Annotated in this window: 18 protein-coding genes; 13 read left to right on the plus strand and 5 right to left on the minus strand. The window is 73.0% G+C overall.

Going from position 1 to position 20,362, the window contains the following annotated elements:
- The first annotated feature begins 17 nt into the window (after positions 1-17).
- Positions 18-1,154, plus strand: a complete 1,137-nt coding sequence (locus tag HD601_RS23470) for a ferric reductase-like transmembrane domain-containing protein (protein WP_184825978.1) — start codon at positions 18-20, stop codon at positions 1,152-1,154.
- On the opposite strand, the gene HD601_RS23475 is transcribed toward HD601_RS23470, so the two are convergent.
- Positions 1,127-2,038: an SIP domain-containing protein gene (locus tag HD601_RS23475; protein WP_221441237.1), complete on the minus strand. Its 912-nt coding sequence runs from the start codon at positions 2,036-2,038 to the stop codon at positions 1,127-1,129. The two genes, HD601_RS23470 and HD601_RS23475, sit on opposite strands and share 28 nt — an antisense overlap.
- On the minus strand, positions 2,028-3,035 hold the full coding sequence (locus HD601_RS23480; RefSeq protein ID WP_184825979.1) for an ABC transporter substrate-binding protein: 1,008 nt from the start codon (positions 3,033-3,035) through the stop codon (positions 2,028-2,030). The genes HD601_RS23475 and HD601_RS23480 overlap by 11 nt, the downstream gene beginning before the upstream one ends.
- A 142-nt stretch (positions 3,036-3,177) precedes the next feature.
- On the opposite strand from HD601_RS23480, the gene HD601_RS23485 reads away from it, so the two are divergent.
- Positions 3,178-3,912, plus strand: a complete 735-nt coding sequence (locus tag HD601_RS23485; RefSeq protein WP_221441238.1) for a hypothetical protein — start codon at positions 3,178-3,180, stop codon at positions 3,910-3,912.
- A gap of 494 nt (positions 3,913-4,406) precedes the next feature.
- Here the strand turns inward: HD601_RS23485 and HD601_RS23490 are convergent, their stop codons facing one another.
- Positions 4,407-5,252, minus strand: a complete 846-nt coding sequence (locus HD601_RS23490; protein ID WP_425503430.1) for a helix-turn-helix transcriptional regulator — start codon at positions 5,250-5,252, stop codon at positions 4,407-4,409.
- 148 nt (positions 5,253-5,400) lie between these two features.
- On the opposite strand from HD601_RS23490, the gene HD601_RS23495 reads away from it, so the two are divergent.
- Positions 5,401-6,339: an SDR family oxidoreductase gene (locus HD601_RS23495; protein ID WP_184825981.1), complete on the plus strand. Its 939-nt coding sequence runs from the start codon at positions 5,401-5,403 to the stop codon at positions 6,337-6,339.
- 23 nt (positions 6,340-6,362) lie between these two features.
- Here the strand turns inward: HD601_RS23495 and HD601_RS23500 are convergent, their stop codons facing one another.
- Entirely contained in the window at positions 6,363-7,004 is a 642-nt protein-coding gene (locus HD601_RS23500) for a TetR/AcrR family transcriptional regulator (protein ID WP_184825983.1), read from the minus strand.
- A 101-nt stretch (positions 7,005-7,105) separates the two neighbouring features.
- Here HD601_RS23500 and HD601_RS23505 point away from each other — a divergent pair, with 101 nt between their 5' ends.
- From HD601_RS23505 to HD601_RS23515, 3 genes are read left to right on the plus strand one after another with little or no spacing between them, the layout of a single operon-like run.
- Positions 7,106-7,378, plus strand: coding sequence for a DUF1905 domain-containing protein (locus HD601_RS23505; RefSeq protein WP_184825986.1), 273 nt, complete (start codon positions 7,106-7,108; stop codon positions 7,376-7,378).
- A 28-nt stretch (positions 7,379-7,406) separates the two neighbouring features.
- Positions 7,407-8,225: an alpha/beta fold hydrolase gene (locus HD601_RS23510; protein WP_184825988.1), complete on the plus strand. Its 819-nt coding sequence runs from the start codon at positions 7,407-7,409 to the stop codon at positions 8,223-8,225.
- 14 nt (positions 8,226-8,239) lie between these two features.
- Entirely contained in the window at positions 8,240-9,019 is a 780-nt protein-coding gene (locus tag HD601_RS23515; protein ID WP_184825990.1) for an MBL fold metallo-hydrolase, read from the plus strand.
- On the opposite strand, the gene HD601_RS23520 is transcribed toward HD601_RS23515, so the two are convergent.
- Positions 8,956-11,805: an FAD-linked oxidase C-terminal domain-containing protein gene (locus tag HD601_RS23520; protein WP_221441239.1), complete on the minus strand. Its 2,850-nt coding sequence runs from the start codon at positions 11,803-11,805 to the stop codon at positions 8,956-8,958. The two genes, HD601_RS23515 and HD601_RS23520, sit on opposite strands and share 64 nt — an antisense overlap.
- A gap of 123 nt (positions 11,806-11,928) precedes the next feature.
- Here HD601_RS23520 and HD601_RS23525 point away from each other — a divergent pair, with 123 nt between their 5' ends.
- The 7 genes from HD601_RS23525 to HD601_RS23555 are packed head-to-tail and all read left to right on the plus strand — an operon-like array spanning position 11,929 to position 20,342.
- Positions 11,929-13,188 (plus strand): RuBisCO large subunit C-terminal-like domain-containing protein, encoded by a 1,260-nt coding sequence (locus tag HD601_RS23525; protein WP_221441240.1) that lies wholly within the window; start codon positions 11,929-11,931, stop codon positions 13,186-13,188.
- Entirely contained in the window at positions 13,185-14,432 is a 1,248-nt protein-coding gene (locus HD601_RS23530; RefSeq protein WP_184825996.1) for a four-carbon acid sugar kinase family protein, read from the plus strand. The genes HD601_RS23525 and HD601_RS23530 overlap by 4 nt, the downstream gene beginning before the upstream one ends.
- A gap of 9 nt (positions 14,433-14,441) precedes the next feature.
- The gene (locus HD601_RS23535) at positions 14,442-16,433 is read left to right on the plus strand and encodes a glycoside hydrolase family 127 protein (RefSeq protein WP_184825999.1); all 1,992 of its coding nucleotides are present in this window, start codon (positions 14,442-14,444) and stop codon (positions 16,431-16,433) included.
- Positions 16,434-16,464: 31 nt separating this feature from the next.
- On the plus strand, positions 16,465-17,127 hold the full coding sequence (locus tag HD601_RS23540) for an aspartate/glutamate racemase family protein (protein WP_184826001.1): 663 nt from the start codon (positions 16,465-16,467) through the stop codon (positions 17,125-17,127).
- 52 nt (positions 17,128-17,179) lie between these two features.
- Positions 17,180-18,490, plus strand: coding sequence for an ABC transporter substrate-binding protein (locus HD601_RS23545; RefSeq protein WP_184826004.1), 1,311 nt, complete (start codon positions 17,180-17,182; stop codon positions 18,488-18,490).
- Positions 18,487-19,455 (plus strand): ABC transporter permease subunit, encoded by a 969-nt coding sequence (locus HD601_RS35985; protein ID WP_184826006.1) that lies wholly within the window; start codon positions 18,487-18,489, stop codon positions 19,453-19,455. The genes HD601_RS23545 and HD601_RS35985 overlap by 4 nt, the downstream gene beginning before the upstream one ends.
- A 2-nt stretch (positions 19,456-19,457) precedes the next feature.
- A complete protein-coding gene (locus HD601_RS23555) occupies positions 19,458-20,342 on the plus strand; it encodes a carbohydrate ABC transporter permease (protein WP_184826008.1) in 885 nt (294 codons plus the stop codon).
- The last annotated feature ends 20 nt before the right edge of the window (positions 20,343-20,362 follow it).

Genomic DNA, 20,362 nt, shown 5'->3' on the forward strand with positions numbered 1-20,362 from the left:
GCAGAGAGCGAGGGCGCATGAGCAGCTCGTGGTTCGACGGGGCGGCGTTCCGGCAGGACCTGCGGGCCGCCTGGCTCGACGCGAGCGCCGCGCTGGTCGTCACGCTGCTGCTGTTCGCCTGGCTGTACCAGCGCGTCGACGCCGGCACGTCGGCGACGGTGGACGTCATGCCGTTCCTGCTGGGCGGCGCCGACACCTACTGGATGTACTGGCTGTGCCAGGCGTTCGGCTGGTCCGGGCTGCTGTGGGCGTGGATCACCGTGATGCTCGGGATGATCCGGTCGAGCAGCCCGCCGTCCTGGCTGCCGGTGTCGCCCGCACGGCTGGAGAAGTGGCACCGCACGACCAGCCTCACCACCGTCGTGCTGATGTTCATGCACGCGTTCTGGTTCTTCGCCGAGGAGGTCCGCGGCAACGCCGAGGGGCTGGGGGTGGCGGGCCGCACGTGGTCGGCGTTCGTGAACACCTTCGTCCCGGGCGCGTACGGCAGCGGCACCGGGCTGATCGCGATCCTCATCGGGCTGCTGGCGCTGTACCTGGCGGTCCCGCTCGGGCTGGCCTTCTACGCGCGCCGCGCCCTCGGGCCGCGGGTGTGGCGCACGCTGCACGCGTCGATCATCGTCGTCTACGTGCTGAGCGTCTGGCACACCCTGCTCTACGGCACCAACGTCTGGTACGACGGCTGGTTCCGCACGACGGTCTGGCTGCTGCAGCTGCCGGTCGCGGCGCTGCTCCTGATCCGGCTGCTGGCGCCGGCGCACCGCCCGCACCGCGGCCGCCTCGACCTGGCCGGACGGTGGACGGCGCGGGCCGCCGTCGCCGCGACCGTGGTGACGCTGCTGGTGGTGGCCGCGTCGGGCCGCGACGGCGGGCGCACCCGCGGCGTCGACGGCGCTCCGCTCAACACGACGCAGGCGATGGTGTGGACCGGGTTCGTCGTGTTCGCGCTGGTCGTGGCTGTCGCCGTGGTGCGTGCACACCGGGCCGCCGTCGGCCGCGCCGGCGTTGGCCGTACCCCGCCCCGTGAGGGAGGGTCCCCACCCTACGGGCAGGCACCGACACCCTCCGATCGCGACCGCGACACCGTCGGCGACCTCGGCTCCGATCGCGACCGCGAGCGGAGTGATCAGCCCGAGCCGACGTCGTCGGCGTAGTCGGCCAGCTCCTCGGCCGTCGGCGCGGCGTCCTGGGCGAGGTGCGTGCGCCAGTAGCCCGCGAACGTCACCGCCGTCCGGTCCAGGCCGCGCTCCCCGACCAGGTGCCGGCGGATCTCGCGCACGACGGACGCCTCGCCGGCCACCCAGGCGAACACGTCGCCGCCGGGCCATGACATCGCGCGGACGGCGCCGAGCAGCAGCCCGGACCGGCCGGCCGGGACGCCGTCGCGGTGCAGCCACGTGACCGAGACCGACGCCGCGGAGTCCAGCGCCTGCTCCTCCGACGCGCCGGCGACCTCGGCGACGACGACGGCGTGATCGTCCGGCCCGAGCGACTCCAGCCAGGCGCTGATCGCGGGCAGCGCCGTCTCGTCGCCGACGAAGAGCTTCCAGTCGTGCGCGCCGGGCGTGCGGACGTGGCTCACCGACGGTCCGTACAGCCCGATGACGTCACCCGGCCGGGCGCCGGCCGCCCACGCCGTCGCCGGTCCGTCGTGCCCGCCATGCCCGCCGTCACCGTCGCCGTGCAGCACGAAGTCGACGACCACGCGCCGCTCGTCCGGCAGGTGCCGGCGGATCGGGTAGGTGCGCATCCACGGCCGCCGGTCGTCGGGCAAGGCGAGGTAGCGCTGGTACCAGCCGGCGACGTCGTCGAGCGCGGCCGGCGGATCGGGCACCTCGGGCGCGCCGCCGTCGCGAGCGAAGAACAGCTTGACCTGCTGGTCCGGCGCCACCGGCGTGAACGCGGCCAGGCCGTCGCCGTCGAACACGATGCGGCGCATCCGCGGCGTCACCAGCTCGCAGCCGGCCACCCGCAGCTCGCTGTAGCTCAGCCGGACGCCGCGCACCCGCGGCGCCGGGCGCGCGCCGTCACCCCGCACCGGGACCGCCGGACGCCTCCTCGAGGTACGGCCGCAGCTGCTCGAGCGAGTACGGCAGCGACAGCGGCGACGGCGTGTTCAGCCCGACGATCGTCGGGTAGTCGAGCACCGCGACCGTGCCGGGCAGCTGGTCGAAGCCGGGGATGTCGGCGAGGTCGCTCTCGTCGCCGCCGTTGACGAGGAACGCCAGCAGGTCGGCCTGCAGCAGGTCCGACCGCTCGGTGCTGACGATGATCCGGGTGTCGCCGGACGACTCGCCCTCGTCCTTGACCGGCCCGTACATCGTCATGCCGAGCTGCTGGAAGAACACGCTCGAGCCGTCCTGCTCGTCGGCGACGGCGTAGATCGAGTCGCCGACGATGTACTGCGCCAGCGTGAACGTCTTGCCCTCGAGGCCCGGCAGGTCCGCGGCGACGGCGTCGACCTCGCCGTCGACGTCGGCGATGATCTCCTCGGCGCGGTCCGGCTCGCCGAGGATCTCCCCCGCCGTCCGGAGCAGGTCCTGCCACGGCGTCACCTGCTGCGCGTCGAGCCCCGCGATGGTCGGCGCGATACCGGAGAGCTGGTCGTACACGCCCTCGTCGGCGATCGAGTAGCTGCCGACGATGAGGTCGGGCTGCAGCTCGGCGATCTGCTCGATGGGCGGGCCGTCGTCGAGCGGCAGGCCGACAGCGTCGGCCGGCAGGTCCTGCCACGGCACCCCGGTCTCGGGCATGAACGAGTCGACGGAGTACCCGACCGGCTCGACGCCCATGGCCAGCATGACGTCGGTCCACTGCAGGTCGATGGTGACGACCCGCTGTGGGACGCCGGTGACCTCGGTGCTGCCGAACATGTGGTCGACGGTGATCGCCTGGGCGCCGTCGCCGGTCTCGCCTGCAATCTCGCTTCCGGACGCGGGCGCGGAGTCGTCGCCGCCACAGGCGGTCAGACCGGCGGCCAGCGCCAGGGCCAGCGCGACGGTGACGAACCGGGACGAACGCGCGGTCAGTCTCATGCAGGCGACCCTAACTCAGGCCAGCCTAACCATAGCTTGCGGGGGTTCCTCACGGCGGTCGCAGCAAATTCACCACCCTGCTAGGGTGACCAATTGTCTCGACGGCGGATCGCGCCGTCCCGTCCCACGGGGGGAACACACCATGACGCACGGACTGCCCACCATCGCCCCGGCCGCGGCGCCGGCCCGGTCGCCGCTGCGCGAGCGCGCCTGGCTGGTCTGGGGCATCGCCGCCGGAGTGCTCGGCTTCGCGGCGACCGCCCTGCTCGACGTCCGGCCGCAGGGCGAGAAGGACGCCATGGCCGACGGCCGCGACTACCTCGTCTCGCCCGCCGACATGGCCGACATCGACCGCTTCGGCAACTACGCCGGCTTCCTGGTCGGCTTCGCCGCCGTCGCCGCGCTGCTGGTGTTCCACGCCGCGTGGCGCACCCACGTCGAGCCGGCACTGCCGCGCTCGGTCGCCGCGCGCGTGGTCAGCGCCGGCCTGGTCGTCGCGGCCGCCGGCCTGACCTTCGGCTACGCGTGGAAGGGCGCGCTCGGCAACTACGGCCCCGGCGGGAACGAGGCCGACTACTTCGACGAGAACGGCCTGTACGTGTACTTCATGCTGACCGACTTCGGCCCGTACATCCCCTGGTACGGCGTGCTGGTCTCGCTGGCCGGCATCGGCTGGCTCGCCTGGGCCGACCGCGCCGTCTCGCGGATCCCCGGCACGATCGCGCTGGTCCTGGTCGTTCTCGTGGCGGTCGCCTACGTGCTGACGGGGGTCGTCGGGCTGGCCGCCATCGCGGCCGGGCCGGGACTGGTCATCGTCTGCACGTGGATCCTGCTCGGCCGCACCCCGATCGGCGGGCGGGCTGGTCTCACGTCGTGACGTGGGCGGTGGCGGCGCAGGCCGTGGGCATCCTCGATGGCAAGAATCGTCCTCGAGACTCGCAGAGGCCGGCTCTCGACATCGAGGACGACCCTGCCCACCGAGGCCGGCGGCGGCCAATGATCATCGACCTCTTCGTACGTGTGGGGAAAGGGCTCCTCGACCCGACGCGAGGGCGCGTGCCTGCCGCGTGCTCCGCGATCCGGCGGTGCGGGCGAGGCGTCGACGGTGTGGCGGTGCTGCCGGACGTGGGTGGCGGTGCTGTTGCCAGGGCGACAGTTCGCCCACCCACCGGGTGCAGCGTCGCCACACCGTGGCCGAGCCGACGACACGCCGGCGCGACGGGCCGTTCCGGGTCACCATGCAGCGATCGCCGTGGCATCGCTGCTGAAACGCTGCGCCATCACTGTCGCGTCCGCGACAGTGATCTCACATCGTCGGCGCAGCGATCCCACACCGTTCACCCGCTCACCCGAGCCACACGACGGGACTGATCACGGAACTCGAGAGGCGACCGGGCCGATGACGGAGAGCAGCCGCAGGCGGTCGTGGCTCTCGCTGCCCGGCGCGGCCGTGTAGACGAGCAGGCGGTGCGACTGGTCGGGGTCGAGCAGCGTCTGGCAGTGCAGTTCCAGCAGGCCCACCTCGGGGTGGAGGAAGCGCTTGAACTCGCCGGGGCGGATGCCGACCTCGTGCCCGTCCCACAGAGTGCGGAACTCCTCGCTCCGCGGCAGCAGCAGCTCGGCGAGCTGGGCCGCGCGCGACGCCGGGCCGCGGAGGGTGACGATCTCGCGCAGGCCGGAGGCGTAGACCCGGGAGAGGTGCCGGCGGTCCTCCTCGGGGTAGGCCGCCCGGGCGCCGGGGTCGGTGAACCAGCGGTAGCCGAGGCTGCGGGCCGGGCCGGTGAACCGGGTCGAGTCGCCGGTGAGGGCGATGCCGAGCGGGCTCTGGCGCAGCGTCTCGCCGAGCTCGGTGATGATCTCGGCGGGCGTGTCGTCGAGGCGGTCGAGGATGCGCAGCAGGCCGGGGCTGATGTGCTCGCTGACGGCGCCCCGGGCCGGCGGATTGTGGCCGGCGAGGCGGAACAGGTGGTCGCGCTCGTCGAGGGAGAGGTGCAGGCCCTGCGCGATCGAGGCGATCATCTGCTCCGACGGCTGCGGGCCGCGCTCGCGCTCGAGCCGCGAGTAGTAGTCGGTCGACATGTGGCAGAGGACGGCCACCTCCTCGCGCCGCAGCCCCGCGGTCCGGCGGCGCCGCCCGCGCGGCATGCCGACGTCCTCGGGTTGGAGGACCTCGCGGCGGCGCCGGAGGAACTCGGCCAGCCCGGCCCGATCGATCACGATGTGCGTCTCCCCTCGTCTGGTGCTTCGTTTCTACCGCCGGGCCCGCACCCGTAGCCACGGATCGCCGATCCCCGGATGAGCGGGCCGTGGTAGCCGTCCCGCGACCGCCGCAGTCTCGAGGTGACCCGACCACGAGGAGAACCCCATGCGACGCCGTCACCCCGACATCACCGTCCCCGACCTCACCGGCACCCGCGCCGTCGTCACCGGAGCCAGCGACGGCATCGGGCTGGAGCTCGCGACGCGGCTCGCCGCGGCCGGCGCCGAGGTCGTCCTGCCCGTCCGCAACCCGCGGAAGGGCGCGGCGGCGATCGCGGCGATCCGCGAGCGGCACCCGCGGGCGGACGTCTCGCTCCGCGACCTGGACCTGTCGTCGCTGGCGTCCGTGGCCGCGCTGGGCGAGACCCTGCGCGCCGAGGGCCGCCCGATCCACGTCCTCGTCAACAACGCCGGCGTCATGACCCCGCCCACCCGCCAGTCCACGGCCGACGGGTTCGAGCTGCAGTTCGGCACCAACCATCTGGGCCACTTCGCCCTCGCCGGCCACCTGCTGTCGCTGCTGCGCGCCGGCCGTGCCCGGGTGACGTCGCAGATCAGCATCGCGGCGAACCGCAACGCCATCAACTGGGACGACCTCGACTGGGAGCGCTCGTACCACCCGGCGCGCGCCTACAGCCAGTCCAAGATCGCCTTCGGGTACTTCGGCCTCGAGCTCGACCGGCGCAGCCGGGCCCGCGGATGGGGCATCACCAGCAACCTCTCCCACCCGGGCGTCGCCCCGACGAACCTGCTCGCCGCCCGCCCCGAGCTCGGCCGCGACCAGGACACCCGGGACGTGCGGCTCATCCGCTGGCTGTCCCGGCACGGCATCCTGCTCGGCACCCCCGAGACGGCGCTGCTGCCCGCGCTGCACGCCGCGACCTCACCGGACGCCGAGGGCGGGCGCTTCTACGGACCCAGCGGGCTCGGTCACCTCAGCGGACCGCCCGCGGAGCAGCGCCTCTACAGCCGACTGCGCGACACCGAGACCGCGGCCCGCGTCTGGCAGATCTCGGAGGACCTGACGAAGGTGACCTTCGACTAGGCCTTGGCGACGCGAGCCGCAATCTAGTGCGGCGGAGGGAAGGCGGCGAGGAAGATCCGGACCGCCTCCTCGACGTGGCGGCGCAGGTCGTCCTCGGGTGGGACGGCGTCGTCGCCGAGCATCATGGCGCGGTTCAGCGGCGCCGCCATGACCAGCCAGTTGAACCACTCGGCCGCCGCCGCGGGGTCGTCGACGGCCAGGCGGCCGGCGTCGCGGAGTCGCTCGAACATCGCCCGGATCTCGTCCATGGCCCGCTGCGGGCCGCGCTCGTAGAGCACCCTGGCCAGCTCGGGGAACCGGCCGACCTCGCCGATGACGAGCCGGCGCAGCTGCAGCAGGTCGGGTGTCATGACGACGAGCAGCTGGCGCTGGGCGAACGCGACCAGGAACGCCTCGAGGTCCTCGTCGGCGCCGAGCTCGGGGCGGTCGTGGTGGACGAGGTCGCCGGCGTCGCCCGTCATGGAGCCGACGATCTCGAGGAACAGCGCCTCCTTGTTGCCGAAGTGCGTGTAGACCGTCTGCTTCGACACCCCGGACCGGGACGCGATGAGGTCCATGTTCGTGCCGAGGTACCCGTTGCTCAGGAACACCTCGCGGGCCGCGCGGACGATCGCCAGGTGCTTCTCGTCGGACCGCGCCCAAGGCCGGGCGCCCGCCTCCGCCATCGCTCTCCCCTTCCGACGCCACCTGTTGACGTCATCATACTGGACAGTCTAGTCTGGCCATACTGGACGGTCCAGTATGAGCGTAAGCCGAGGTGAGATCCATGTCCTCCACTGCTACAGAATTCACCGCCACCCTCACGCAGGGCGACGTCGAGCCGGGCGGCTGGGTGGTGGTCGTCGTGGCGAACTCGGCCGAGATCTTCGGCACCCGCAAGCCGGTGAAGGTCGCCGGGCACATGGACGGCGAGCCGTTCGAGACGACCATCCTGCCGATGGGCGACGGGACGCACATCCTCCCCGTCAAGGCCGCACTGCGGAAGGCGATCGGCAAGGGCCCCGGCGACGACGTCGCCATCTCGCTGCGGCAGCGCTGACGACACGCACACGAAGGAGCACCCCGTCATGACCGAGTTCCTCACCACCGACCTGGGCGACCGCATCGCCTTCGACCGCTACGGCGACGGCCCCGGCCTGATCTTCGTCGCCGGCGCCGGCCCGTTCCGCGCCATCGACCCCATCACCACCGAGACCGCCGAGCTGGCCGCCAAGCAGGGAGTCGCCACCGTCGTCTACGACCGCATCGGCCGCGGCGAGAGCATCCCCGGCGACGACGGCGGCACCGCACCCATCGGCCTCGACCGCGAGCTCGCCGCCCTCCGCGCCCTCATGGACGTCCTCGGCGGCAGCGCCGCGCTGTGCGGGCACTCGTCGGGCTGCTCCATCTCGCTGGCCGCCGCCGCACAGGGCCTCCCCGTCACCGCGCTCGCACTGTGGGAGGCGCCCATCGCTCCCGTCGGCACCGTCGCGGAGTGGATCGGCGAGGTCGAGCGCCGCATGGACGCCGGCGACCTCGAGGGCGCGCTGGCGCACTACATGAAGGACATGCCGCCGGTCTGGCTCGAGGAGTCGCGCAAGGACCCCATGTACCCGCAGTTCGTCGCCATGGTCGTGAGCTACCGCGCCGACGGCGAGTCGCTGGTGTGGGCCGACTCCGGCCCGCACGCCGAGGTGTTCGCCGACGTCAGGGTGCCGGTCGAGTACCTGCTGGGCACCGAGACGTTCGACGAGATGCACGTCGCCGCCGCCTCCGTGCTGGCCGCCGTTCCGGGTAGCGTCAAGAAGGAGATGCCCGGCGCGTTCCACAGCTGGGAGCCGGCCCCCATGGCCGCGGAGCTGGCGAGCTTCGTCCGGACGGCGACCCAGGCAGACCAGCAAGGCTGACGACGGGAGGCGCGATGCGGATCGGCGACCTCGAACTGCTGCCGATGTCCGACGGCACCTTCGTCGCCCGGCCCGCGTACTTCACCCGCGGCCCGGTCCCCGATCCGCCGCCCGCCCCTTTCGGCCCCGACGGCGTCGCCTGGCTGCCGATCGGCTGTTTCCTCGTCCGCACCGGCGACCGCGTGGTGCTGGTCGACGCGGGCCTCGGCCCGGCGCGGACGGAGCTGCCCGACGGCATGGCGCTGGTCGGCGGCCAGCTGCCGACGGCGCTGCTGGCGTCGGGCACGCGACCCGAGGACGTCACCGACGTCGTCTGCACGCACCTGCACTCCGACCACGTCGGGTGGCTGTTCGACCACGACGGCCGGACGGTGTTCCCGGCCGCGACGGTGTGGTTCGGCGCCGGCGAGGACGACGGTGAGCTGGCCGATCACGTCCGGGCCGGCCTCCGCGCCGGCACGACCGACGCCGAGACCGTCGACGGCGACCACACCATCGCGCCGGGGGTCGACGTCGTCGCGACGCCGGGGCACACGCCCGGCCACCTCGCGGTCGTCGTCTCCGGCGGCGGCGACCGCGCGATCCTCGTCGGCGACGCCATCACCTGCCCGGTCCAGCTGGCCGAGCCGACGTGGCACTCGTTCGGCGACGCCGACCCCGATCAGGCCGACCGCAGCCGCGAGCTCCTCTGGGCCGAGCTGGCCCGCCCGCGCACCGTCGGCACCGGCGCTCACTTCCCCGAGTTGCGCTTCGGGCGGGTCGCTTCCTCGAGCAGCTCGAGGACGTGGCGGTAGGGCCTGCCCGTCGCCCGCGTCATCCCCAGCTCGCACGTGCGGTTGCAGGAGGCGTACTGGTCGGCCTCCCCGGCGGCGGCGACGGTGCCGGCTTCGGCCTCCGTGGCGGCGCGGGTGAGCTCGGGGTGCAGCAGTCCGCGGTCGCCGGCGAAGCCGCAGCAGCCCCAGTTCGAGGGCACGACGGCCTCGCGCGCGACGGCGCTGCCCAGCGCCACGAGGTCGTCGACCTCACCGAGGTGGACGCTGGCGCACGTCGGGTGCAGCACCAGCCGATCGATCAGCCGGTCCGGAGCCACCGGCCCGAGCCGCGGCAGCACCTCCGCCCGCACGAACGAGACCACGTCCACCACGCGCACCCGCGCCCACCGTTCCGCGTCCGGCGACGGCAGGAGCGACGCCAGCCCGGCCAGTCCGTGCGAGCAGGACGAGGCGTCGGCGACGACCGGCAGCGAGCCGCCGGCGGTCAGCGGCCAGAGCGCGTCGAACACCTGCTGCGCCATGACCGCCGCGCCTGCCTTCAGCCCTTTCGACGACCACGGGGTGCCGCAGCACAGCGACGGCGTCCGGGCGGCGATGGCCACCGCCACGCCGGCCCGCTTCGCCAACGCCAGGAACGCCGCGGTCGCGCCCTCGCCGTCGCCCTCGGGCGCGAACAGCGCCCCGATGCAGGCCGGGAAGAACACCACCTCGGCCGCCGACGACGGGCCGGCGCCCACGGACACCGACGGTCGGGGCCGGCCCGGCCCCGGCAGCCCACCGTCCGCCGACGGGATCCACTCCGTCCCCAGCACGGCCCTGGCCAGCGACGACGCCCCGGACACCACGGAGTCGGGCAGCGCCGAGGCGACCCGAAGCCCGGCCCGCGCCGCACCCACGCCGACACCCCAGTGCCGAGCGGCGACGGAGCCGGCCTTCTGCGCCACCGGCCCCAACCCGTCGGCCCGCCGGGCCTTCATCGCCTGCCCGGTGTCGATCTTCACGGGGCACGCGGTGACGCAGAGCGAGTCCGCCGCGCAGGTCTGCACGGCGAGGTACTCGTACTCCTTCTCCAGCTCCGCGCGCACCGCGGGCGGCGCCACCGCGATCTCGCGCAGCAGCGCGATCCGCTGTCGCGGCGTCGTCGTGACCCCGCGCGACGGGCACACCGGCTCGCAGTAGCCGCAGTCGACACAGGTGTCGAGCGCGGGGTCGACCGGCGGCACGGTCTTGAGGTGGCGCAGGTGCGCCTGCGAGTCCTCGTCGAGCACGACCCCGGGCGCCAGCACGCCGCGCGGGTCGCACAGCGCCTTCACCTCGCGCATGACGGCGTACAGCTCCTCGCCGTACTGCCGGCGGACGTACGGCGCCATGATGCGCCCGGTGCCGTGCTCGGCCTTGAGCGAGCCGTCGGCGCCGAGTACGAGGTCGACGAGGTCCTCGGTGAAGGCGGCGTAGGCGTCCAGCTCGCGCGGGTCGTCGAGCCGCGGCGTGATCATGAAGTGCAGGTTCGCGTCGCGCGCGTGCCCGAAGATGACGGCGTCGCCGTAGGCGTACCGGTCGAACAGCGTCTGCAGGTCGCGCACGGCCGGCCCCAGGGACGCAGCCGGCACGACGATGTCCTCGAGCAGCGCCGTCGTCCCCTGCGGCCTGGCACCGGCCACCGTCGCGTACAGGTCCTTGCGCACGTGCCAGGCGGCGGCCCGCTCGCCCGCGTCGGAGGACAGGCCGCCCGGCACGCTGAGCGGCAGCCGGTCGACGACGGCGCCGACGCCGGCCGCCATCGCCGCCAGCTCCACATCGGACGCCGCCGCCACCTCGACCAGCAGCGCCGTGTGCTGCTCGATGCGCAGCGACCGGATGACCGCGGGCGCACCCGGGTCGGCGGCGGCCACCCGCAGCGACGTCGCGTCCATCAGCTCGACGGCGACCGCTCCGGCCCCGACCAGCGCGGGCAGCGCGTCGACGGCGGCGTCGATGCCGTCGAACACCAGCAGTGCCGTCGCGACGTGCGGCAGCACCGGCAGCGTGTCGAACGTCGCCGACGCGACGAACGCCAGCGTCCCCTCGGACCCGACCACCAGGTGGGCCAGGATGTCGGCCGGGGTGTCGTGGTCGAGGAAGGCGTTGAGGCCGTAGCCCATGGTGTTCTTCATCGAGAACTGGTGCTCGATGCGCCCGCGCAGCACGGTGTCGGCACGCAGCCGGTCACGCAACCGCGCCAGTCCCGCGTGCAGCGCCGGTTCCAGCGCCGCCAGGCGCCCGTCGGCCTCGGGCGCTGCGGTGTCGAGGTAGGTCCCGCTGGGCAGCACCAGCTCGAGCCCGGCCAGCGTGCGGTACGCCGTCGCCGTCGTCGAGCTGGTCATGCCGGAGGAGTTGTTCGCGACCACGCCGCCCACCGTGCAGGCGGCCTCGCTGGCCGGGTCGGGCCCGAGCCGGCGGCGATACGGCGCCAGCGCGGCGTTGACCCGGCGCACGACGGCGCCCGGCTCGGCCCGCACCCGCGCGCCGTCGTCGAGCACCGTCACGCCACCGAAGTGCCGGCGGGTGTCGACGAGGACGGCGTCGGTGCCGGCCTGCCCGGACAGGCTGGTCCCGCCCGAGCGGAACGTCAGCGGCACACCGTCGCGGTGCGCGGTCGCGAGCAGCGCGGCCACCTCGGGCACGGACGACGGCGTCACCACCGCGGCCGGCGTGAGCAGATAGTGCGAGGCGTCGTGGGCCATCCGCGCTCGGTCGGCGATGCGCTCGCTGACCTGGGCGGATCCCACCGCGGCACGCAGTGCGTCGAGGTCGATGACGGAGGTCACGAGAGCGAACCTACTCCTATGGTCTGACCACTTGCGCGAGCCCTGGCCCGACTGTATGGTCACTGCACGAACATGCGCTTGCGCATAGATATGCACCATCTGAGATGTGCCAATGGAGGCAGCGTGACGGTGAACGTCCTGGCGACGTACGAGATCGCGACCGCGCTCCCCCTGGAGAAGGCGGCCGCCGTCATCGCCGGCGAGCAGTCCAGCGGCACGTTCGTCGCCGTGGCGCGCGAGACCGGTGAGCTGAAGGCCCGGCACGCCGCCACCGTCCGGTCCATCGAGGAGCTGCCGCTCAGCGGCCGCCCGCCGCTCCCCGGCGCCGTCGGCGACTGGTCCGCGGCCCGCCGCTCCCGCATCGTCGTCGAGTTCCCGGTCGTCAACTTCGGCCCGTCGGTGCCCAACCTGCTCGCCGCCGTCGCCGGCAACCTGTTCGAGCTGCGCGAGCTGGGCGAGCTGCGGCTGGTCGACCTCGACGTCCCCGACGTCTTCGGCTCCGTCTACGCCGGCCCGGCCTTCGGTGTCGACGGCACCAAGCGGCTCGTCGGCAAGAGCGGCGACCGGGGTCCGCTCATCGGCACCATCGTCAAGCCGAGCATCGGCCTCGGCCCCGAGGAACTGGCCGAGCTGGTCGAGGAGCTGGCGCTGGCCGGCATCGACTTCATCAAGGACGATGAGCTGCAGGGCAACCCGCCGGGGTTCCCGCTGGCCGAGCGGGTCAGCGTCGTCATGGACGTGCTCAAGCGCACCGCCGACCGCACCGGCGTCATGCCGATGTACGCGTTCAACATCACCGACGACATCTCGAACCTCGCCCGCAACCACGACCTCGTCCGGGCCGCGGGCGGTAGCTGCGTCATGATCGTCATCAACTCCGTCGGCTTCGCCGGGGTGCAGTACCTGCGCGAGCGGTCCGAGCTGCCCATCCACGGGCACCGGGCGATGTTCGGCGCGTTCGCCCGGTCGCCGCAGCTGGGCATCGCGTTCCGAGTGTTCCAGAAGCTGGCCCGCCTCGTCGGCGTCGACCACCTGCACACCAACGGCATCGCGAACAAGTTCTACGAGACCGACGACGAGGTCGTCGCGTCCATCACCGACGTGCGCGCCCCACTGCTCGGCGGCTACCACGTCGTGCCGGTGCTCTCGTCGGGCCAGACGCCGGCCATCGCCGACGTCACGTACGCGCGGGTCGGCGACCCCGGCGACCTGCTGGTGCTGGCCGGCGGCGGCATCCACGCGCACCCGGGCGGCTCCGGCGCCGGGGTCACGGCCATGCGCGACGCGTGGGACGCCGCGGTCACCGGCGAGGCGCTGGCCGACCGGGCCGAGCGCTCCCCCGCGCTGGCGGCGTCGCTCGCCCAGTTCGGGGCGAGGCCATGACCGCGGCCGGCTTCTACGGCGACGACTTCACCGGCTCTGTCGACGCGCTGGTCCAGTTCCGCCGGGCCGGGTGCGACGGCGTCCTGGTGACCTCGGCCGACGGCGTGAAAGGCGCGCTGGGCGGGGACCCGGACGTGGTGGGCATCGCAGGTGTCGCGCGGTCTCTGCCGACGGCTGAGCTGGAGGCCGAGGTGCGGCCCGCGCTCGTGCTGCTGCGCGACCTGCGCGTCCCGGTCGTGCAGTACAAGGCCTGCTCGACGGCGGACTCCTCGCCGTCCGTGGGGAGCCTGGGCCGGGTCCTCGAGATCGCCCGCGACGTGTTCGGCCCGGCGACCGTCCCGGCGCTGTTCGCCCAGCCCGACTTCGGCCGCTACACCGTCTTCGGCCACCACTTCGCCCGCGACGGCGAGCGGGTATACCGGCTGGACCGGCAGCCGACCATGTCGACCCATCCGGTGACGCCGATGACGGAGTCCGACCTCGCCCGGCACCTCGGCGCGCAGACGGCGCTGCCGGTCGGGTCGCTGCCCTGGACCGCGTACGAGGCCGGAGCGGACGCCGTCGCCCGCTTCTGGCAGGAGAGCGACGATGCCGCCGTCGTCTGCGACGGGTTCACCGACGAGCATCTCGAGCTGATCGGCCGGGCCGTCCTCGCGGGCGACTCCCCGTTCGTGCTCGGCGCCGGCGGACTGAGCCTCGGCATCGGCCGGGCGCTCGGCCGCGCGGCCACGCCCCCACCCACGAGCACGACGCCGTCGCCCGGTCCCACGCTGGTGCTGAGCGGCAGCGGCTCGCCGCGCACGGCCGCGCAGGTGGTGGCGGCCGAGCGGGCCGGCTGGACGACCGTCCACCTGCTCACGCCCGGCGCCGTCGACGAGGCCGTCGCCCTGCACGCCGCCGGAGACGACGTCGTCGTGCACACCACCCGGCCCGCGACGCCCGGCACGGGAACGGCCACCAGCAGCGAGATCGAGGAGCGGCTGGCCCGCATCGGCGCCGCCTGCCTGGCCCGCGACCCGCGCACCCGGCTGATCGTCTGCGGCGGCGACACCTCCGGCAACGTGCTGCGCCGGCTCGGCGCCGACTCCCTGGCGGTCGCCGCGCTGCCCTGGGGCAACGTCGCCCTCTGCCACGCGAGCGGAGCCCCGTTCGACCGGCCCGTCGAGGTCGTCCTCAAGGGCGGCCAGCAGGGCCACGACGACCTGTTCGACGACGTCCGCACCGCCCGGCCCCGACGACTCTGAAGGACACGGATGCTCACCGACACCAGCAGCAGTCCCTTCGCGACGATGACCTCGCTCCGGCCGCGGTCGGCGGCGATCACCGGCGGCGGCCCGCTCGCCCGGCTGCGCGACCAGGCGCTCGCCGTCACGATCCCGACCATGGGCGAGATCATGTTCGACGCGGACATCGCCCACGCCTACGAGAACTTCCTCGTGGCCGCGGGCGAGGTCGAGGGCACGCACGTCGGCCCGCCGTTCATGGACGGCGACCTCTACAAGTGGCTCGAGGCGGCGGTCGTGGTCGACGGCGAGGCCGGCGGCGAGTCGCCGTTCTCGGACTGGATCCGCCGGGCCGCGAAGGCGATCGCCGCCGCCCAGCAGGACGACGGCTACGTCCATACGAAGACCACGATCTCCGAGCGCACCGGCGGCGACCTGCGCCCGCTGCAGCGGCGGATGGACTTCGAGACCTACAACTTCGGCCACCTCATGACGCTGGCCTGCGTCCACCACCGGATGACCGGCGACGACGCCTACCTGACGCTGGCGACCAACGTGGCCGGCTACCTGCGCTCGGTGCTCGACGCCGACCCCGCGACGCTCGCCGACTGCAACATCTGCCCGTCGCACTACATGGGCCTGGTCGAGGTCTACCGCGCCACCGGTGACCGGCAGTACCTCGACCTCGCCGGTGCGCTGCTGGACCTGCACGGCGGCAAGGGCCGCGAGGGCAGCGACGACAACCAGGACGTGCTGCCGGTGCGCGACCAGCGCAAGGCCGTCGGCCACTCCGTCCGGGCCAACTACCTGTACGCGGGCATGGCCGACTACGTCCTCGAGACCGGCGACGCCGAGATGCGCACCGCCCTGGAAAGCATGTGGGACGACCTCGTCGGCACGAAGATCTACCTCACGGGCGGGTGCGGGGCGCTGTACGACGGCGCCTCCCCCGACGGCGCGCAGGACTTCTGGTCCGTCACCCGCGTGCACCAGGCCTACGGCCGCGCCTACCAGCTGCCGCACACGACGGCGTACAACGAGTCGTGCGCGTCGCTGGGCCTCATCATGTGGGCCTGGCGGATGCTCGCGCTCACCGGCGACGCGAAGTACGCCGACGAGATCGAGCGGGTCCTCTACAACGCCCTGCCGGCCATGATCGGCCTGGACGGCAAGACGTACTTCTACACCAACCCGCTGCGCCAGGTCCGCGCGCTGCCGTACGCGCTGCGCCGGGCCGGCAACCCCACCGACAGCACGCCGCCGCCGTCGGAGCAGCGGGTCCGCCAGGAGTTCATGACGGCATGCTTCTGCTGTCCGCCGAACGTGGCCCGGTTCATCGCCGAGCTGCCCTACTACGTCGCCTCGCAGGGCGAGCGGGACCTGTGGGTGCACCAATACGTCGCCGGCACCGTCACCGCGCGGCTCGACGGCGTCGACGTGACCGTCGAGCAGACCACGGAGTACCCGGCCGAGGGGACGGTGCGCCTCGACGTCCGCGCGTCGGCGCCGGTGAGCGGGGCGATCCGGGTGCGGATCCCCGGCTGGGCGCCCGGCGCCCGGGTGAGCGTCGACGGCGAGCCCGCCGACGCCGTCGAGCACGGGTACGCCGTCATCGACCGCACGTGGACCGCGAACACCATCGTGGTCGAGCTGCCGATCCGGCCCCGCCTGGTCGCGGCGCACCACTTCGTGGAAGAGGCGACCAACCAGGTCGCCGTCGCCCGCGGGCCGGTCGTCTACTGCGTCGAGACCGCCGACCTTCCCGCCGGCACCGGCATCGAGACGGTGTACCTGCCCCGCGACGCCGTTCTGACCGAGCGGGCCGGCGACGGGCAGTTCGCCGGGCACGTGCTGCTCGAGGGCCGGGCGGCGACGATCCCGGTCTCCGTCCCCGACGGGCGGCTCTTCGCCGACCTCGGCGACACCGCGCCTCGACCCGTCGACGTCACGCTCGTCCCGTACGCCGTCTGGGGGAACCGCGGCCCCGGCGAGATGTCCGTCTGGCTCCCGCTCCTGCACTGACCCAGCTCACCCACTTCCGGAGGAAGCAGCCATGACGCGGATCTCGTTCCTGCACACCGGGGCCGTCGTGATCCCGGTGTTCGCCGAGCTGGCGGCCACCCACCTGCCCGGCGTCGAGGTCCAGCACCTGCTGGACGACAAGATCGTCGCGGACCTCGGCGCCGATCCCGAGGGCCGCGACGTCGCCGGCCGGCTGAGCGCGCTCGGGCGGACGGCGGTCGCCGCCGGCTCCGAGGCGCTGGTGTTCTCGTGCTCCTCGATCTCCGGCTTCGCCGTGGCGCTCCAGCAGGAGCTGGGCATCCCGGTGCTGCGGATCGACGAGGCCATGGCCGACCGCGCCGTCGAGGCCGGCCGGTCCGTCGCCGTCGTCGCGACCCTGCCGACCACCCTCGCCCCGACCGCCGCGCTGCTGCGCGAGCGGGCGGCGCTCCTGGGCGTGGAGATCGACCTCGACGAGGTCCTGGTCGAGGGCGCGTTCGCGGCCGTCAGCTCGGGCGACCGCGCGACGCACGACTCCCTCGTCGCCGCGGCCGTCCTCGCGCAGACCGCACGTCACGACGTCGTCGTCCTCGCCCAGGCGTCCATGGCCGGTGCGGCCGCGGGCCTGGACACCGGCGGCGTCCCCGTCCTGACGAGTCCGGAGCTCGGTGTCCGGCGCGTCGCGGAAACCCTGCATCTCGCCCCCCGCGCCTGACCCCGGCGCCCCACACGCCACCCGACCCCCGTCGAGTCAAGGGAGACTCCCCATGACCAGCACCCACCTCTCGCGGCGCTCCTTCCTCGGCGCCACCGTGGCCGGCGGCCTCGGCCTCGCCCTCAGCGGCTGCGGCTTCGGCCGGCAGGAGCAGGCCGCCGAAGGCGAGTCGACGCTGTCCGTCTGGGACTCGTTCACCACCGAGCCCGTGAACACCTCGTTCGACGCGATCAACGAGGCCTTCTCGGCGGCCAACGACGGCGTCACCGTCGACCGCAACATCGTCCAGTACGACCAGCTCACCGCGCTGGCGAAGACGGCCATGGCGTCCGGCGACGGCCCCGACCTCGTCTACTACTCCGTCGGCAAGGGCAACGCCGGCATCCTCGTCGACGCCGGGCTGCTGGCGCCGCTCGACGACATCGCGGAGCAGGCCGGCTGGACATCGTCGATCGCGCCGTTCGCGCTGCGCGAGGCCACGTTCGACGGCGTCCTCTACGGCCTGCCGAACGAGTCCGAGGTCAGCGGCTGGTGGTACAACAAGTCGCTGCTCGACCAGCACGGCCTGACGATCCCCGAGACCCTCGACGACCTACTGGCGCTGACCGAGACCGCGAAGGGCCTGGGCATCGTCCCCGTGGCCTACGGGCAGGGCGACTTCTACACGTCGTTCTGGCTGTTCTCGCAGGTCGCGTGCAACATCATGCAGAGCGACGCGCTGGGCAAGCTGGTCTATGAGAACGACGGCGCCTGGAACAGCCCCGAGATGGTCCAGGCCATCCAGACCGTGTTCGTCGACTGGAACCAGGCCGGCGTGTTCGGCGAGAACGTCAACGCGCTGAAGGCCCAGGACGCCACCGACCTGTGGACCGGCGAGCAGGCGTTCCTGCTGGTCAACGGCTCGTGGGCGACGGGGACGCATGCGGAGGCGCTGCCCGACCGCGAGCTCGGCATGATGCCGCTGCCGTCGCTGAACGGCGAGCACCGCGTCTACTCCGCCGGCAGCGGCGGCGCGTTCTGGCTGTCGGCCAGCGCCAACGAGCCGGAGGTCGCGCAGGACTTCCTCGAGTACGTGTTCAGCGACGACGCGCTGGCGATCTGGGTCGAGCAGGCCCAGCTGGTGCCGCCGGTGCAGTTCGACTCGTCGGCCTACGACACCAACGAGCTGCAGCAGCGCATCGCCACCGCCGCGTCGGGCGACGGCGACCCCGAGAAGAACCTCGGCTACCAGGTCAACCACGGCCTCGCCGCGGCGCCGTTCCTCAACATGATGACCGAGGGCTTCCAGGCCATCATCGCCGGCGACAAGACGCCGCAGCAGCAGGCCGACGACCTCCAGGCGGCCTGGGAGGAGGGCTTGTGAGCAGGACCGCCGCGCCACCGGCGGCCCCGCCCGCGGCGCGTCCACCGGCCGCGGGCGGGCGGCCCGGGCGACGCCGCTGGTCGCCGCGGGCGTGGAGCCCGGCGGCCCGGCTGGCCGCGGCGTTCCTCATCCCGGCGGTCGTGCTGTACCTGGTGTTCGTGCTGGTCCCGCTCGTGCAGTCGGTCTGGCTGTCGCTGCACGAGTGGGACGGCGTCAACCCGGTCAAGACGTTCGTCGGGCTGGCCAATTACGCCGACCTGCTCGACGACCGGCTGTTCGGCGTCAGCGTCCGCAACACCCTGCTCTGGGTGGGGCTGGGGACGGCGGCGTCGCTGGCGGTCTCGCTGGGGCTGGCGCTGCTGGCCTGGGGCACGGGCCGCGGGTTCGCCGTGTTCCGGACGCTCTACTTCATGCCGCAGGTGCTGCCGACCGTCGTCGTCGGCATCGTGTGGGGCTGGATCTACCATCCCAGCTTCGGCGTGCTCAACCGGATCCTCGACGCCGTCGGGCTGGACTCGCTGCAGCGCGGCTGGCTGGGCGACCCGGACGTCGCCGTGTACGCGATCCTGGCCGCGTCGGTGTGGGCGTCGATCGGGCTCTCGTTCGTCATCTTCTCCGCGGCGCTCAACAACGTGTCGGCGGAGCTGCTCGACGCCGCGAAGGTCGACGGCGCCAACGCGGTCCAGCGCTTCCGCCACGTCATCGTGCCGCAGCTGTCGCACGCCGTGACGCTGGTGACGTCGCTGCTGCTCATCCACAACTTCCAGGCCTTCGACATGGTGTGGGTGATGACCCGCGGCGGGCCGCAGAACAGCACCCAGCTGATCGCGACGTACACGTACCAGAACGCGTTCGCCGACAACCAGGTCGGCTACGGCGCCGCGCTGTCGGTGGTGCTGACGATGATCTGCCTGATCGTGACCGTGGTCTTCGTGCGGCTGCGCGAGCGAACGAGCGAGGTGTGACGATGGCCGTCCCGACACTCACCGCACCACCCGCGGACCGCGAGCTGACGCCGTCGCCCCATCGGCCTCGGCGCGGCGGCTGGACCGCGCTGCGCTACGCCGCGCTCATCGGGGCCGCGCTGGTCTTCGTCGGCCCGTTCGTGTGGATCTGGATCTCCTCGCTGCGCAACTCCGCCGACATCGGCCGCGACCCGTTCGGCCTGCCGACGGAGCTGAACTGGGACAACTACTACAACGCGTTCGTGACCGGCCGGTTCGGCGCCTACCTCGGCAACACGTTCCTGTACGTGGCCTTCGTGGTGCCGCTGGTGGTGCTGCTGGCGTCGATGGCGGCGTACGCGCTGACGCTGGTGCGCACGAAGATCACGACCCTGCTGTTCGTGCTGATGCTGCTGGGCGTCATGGTCCCGTTCCAGTCGATCATGATCCCCCAGTACTACGTGGTGCGCGACCTCGGGCTGCTGGGCAGCTACTGGGGCATCATCGTGCCGTCGCTGGCGCTGGGGCTGCCGTTCGGCGTCTTCCTCATGCGGGCGTTCTTCCTGGGCCTGCCCGGCGAACTGCGCGACGCCGCTCGTGTGGACGGGGCCAGCGAACTGCGGGTGTTCTGGCACGTCATGCTGCCGCTGGCCCGGCCCGGCATCCTGTCGCTGGCGGTGTTCCAGTTCATGTTCACGTGGAACGCGTTCCTCATCCCGCTGCTCTACGGCCAGCACGAGAACCTGCGGCCGGTGGCGTCGGGGATCATGTTCTTCGTCGGCGAGTACAACACCGACCGCGCCGCCATCGCCGCCGCCGTCACGCTGACCTGCCTGCCGGTCATCGTCACGTACCTGTTCCTGCAGCGGTACTTCATCGCCGGCATGACGGCGGGAGCGCTCAAGTGATTGAATCCGCCGTCGTCGGT

This window comes from Jiangella mangrovi (genome assembly GCF_014204975.1).
GTDB lineage: Bacteria > Actinomycetota > Actinomycetes > Jiangellales > Jiangellaceae > Jiangella > Jiangella mangrovi.

Excerpts from the sequence above, each read along its gene's own strand:
- HD601_RS23470 (WP_184825978.1), top strand. The coding sequence starts at position 18 with ATGAGCAGCTCGTGGTTCGACGGGGCGGCGTTCCGGCAGGACCTGCGG.
- HD601_RS23480 (WP_184825979.1), bottom strand. The coding sequence starts at position 3,035 with ATGAGACTGACCGCGCGTTCGTCCCGGTTCGTCACCGTCGCGCTGGCC.
- HD601_RS23485 (WP_221441238.1), top strand. The coding sequence starts at position 3,178 with ATGACGCACGGACTGCCCACCATCGCCCCGGCCGCGGCGCCGGCCCGG.
- HD601_RS23495 (WP_184825981.1), top strand. The coding sequence starts at position 5,401 with ATGCGACGCCGTCACCCCGACATCACCGTCCCCGACCTCACCGGCACC.
- HD601_RS23500 (WP_184825983.1), bottom strand. The coding sequence starts at position 7,004 with ATGGCGGAGGCGGGCGCCCGGCCTTGGGCGCGGTCCGACGAGAAGCAC.
- HD601_RS23505 (WP_184825986.1), top strand. The coding sequence starts at position 7,106 with ATGTCCTCCACTGCTACAGAATTCACCGCCACCCTCACGCAGGGCGAC.
- HD601_RS23510 (WP_184825988.1), top strand. The coding sequence starts at position 7,407 with ATGACCGAGTTCCTCACCACCGACCTGGGCGACCGCATCGCCTTCGAC.
- HD601_RS23515 (WP_184825990.1), top strand. The coding sequence starts at position 8,240 with ATGCGGATCGGCGACCTCGAACTGCTGCCGATGTCCGACGGCACCTTC.
- HD601_RS23530 (WP_184825996.1), top strand. The coding sequence starts at position 13,185 with ATGACCGCGGCCGGCTTCTACGGCGACGACTTCACCGGCTCTGTCGAC.
- HD601_RS23535 (WP_184825999.1), top strand. The coding sequence starts at position 14,442 with ATGCTCACCGACACCAGCAGCAGTCCCTTCGCGACGATGACCTCGCTC.
- HD601_RS23540 (WP_184826001.1), top strand. The coding sequence starts at position 16,465 with ATGACGCGGATCTCGTTCCTGCACACCGGGGCCGTCGTGATCCCGGTG.
- HD601_RS23545 (WP_184826004.1), top strand. The coding sequence starts at position 17,180 with ATGACCAGCACCCACCTCTCGCGGCGCTCCTTCCTCGGCGCCACCGTG.
- HD601_RS23555 (WP_184826008.1), top strand. The coding sequence starts at position 19,458 with ATGGCCGTCCCGACACTCACCGCACCACCCGCGGACCGCGAGCTGACG.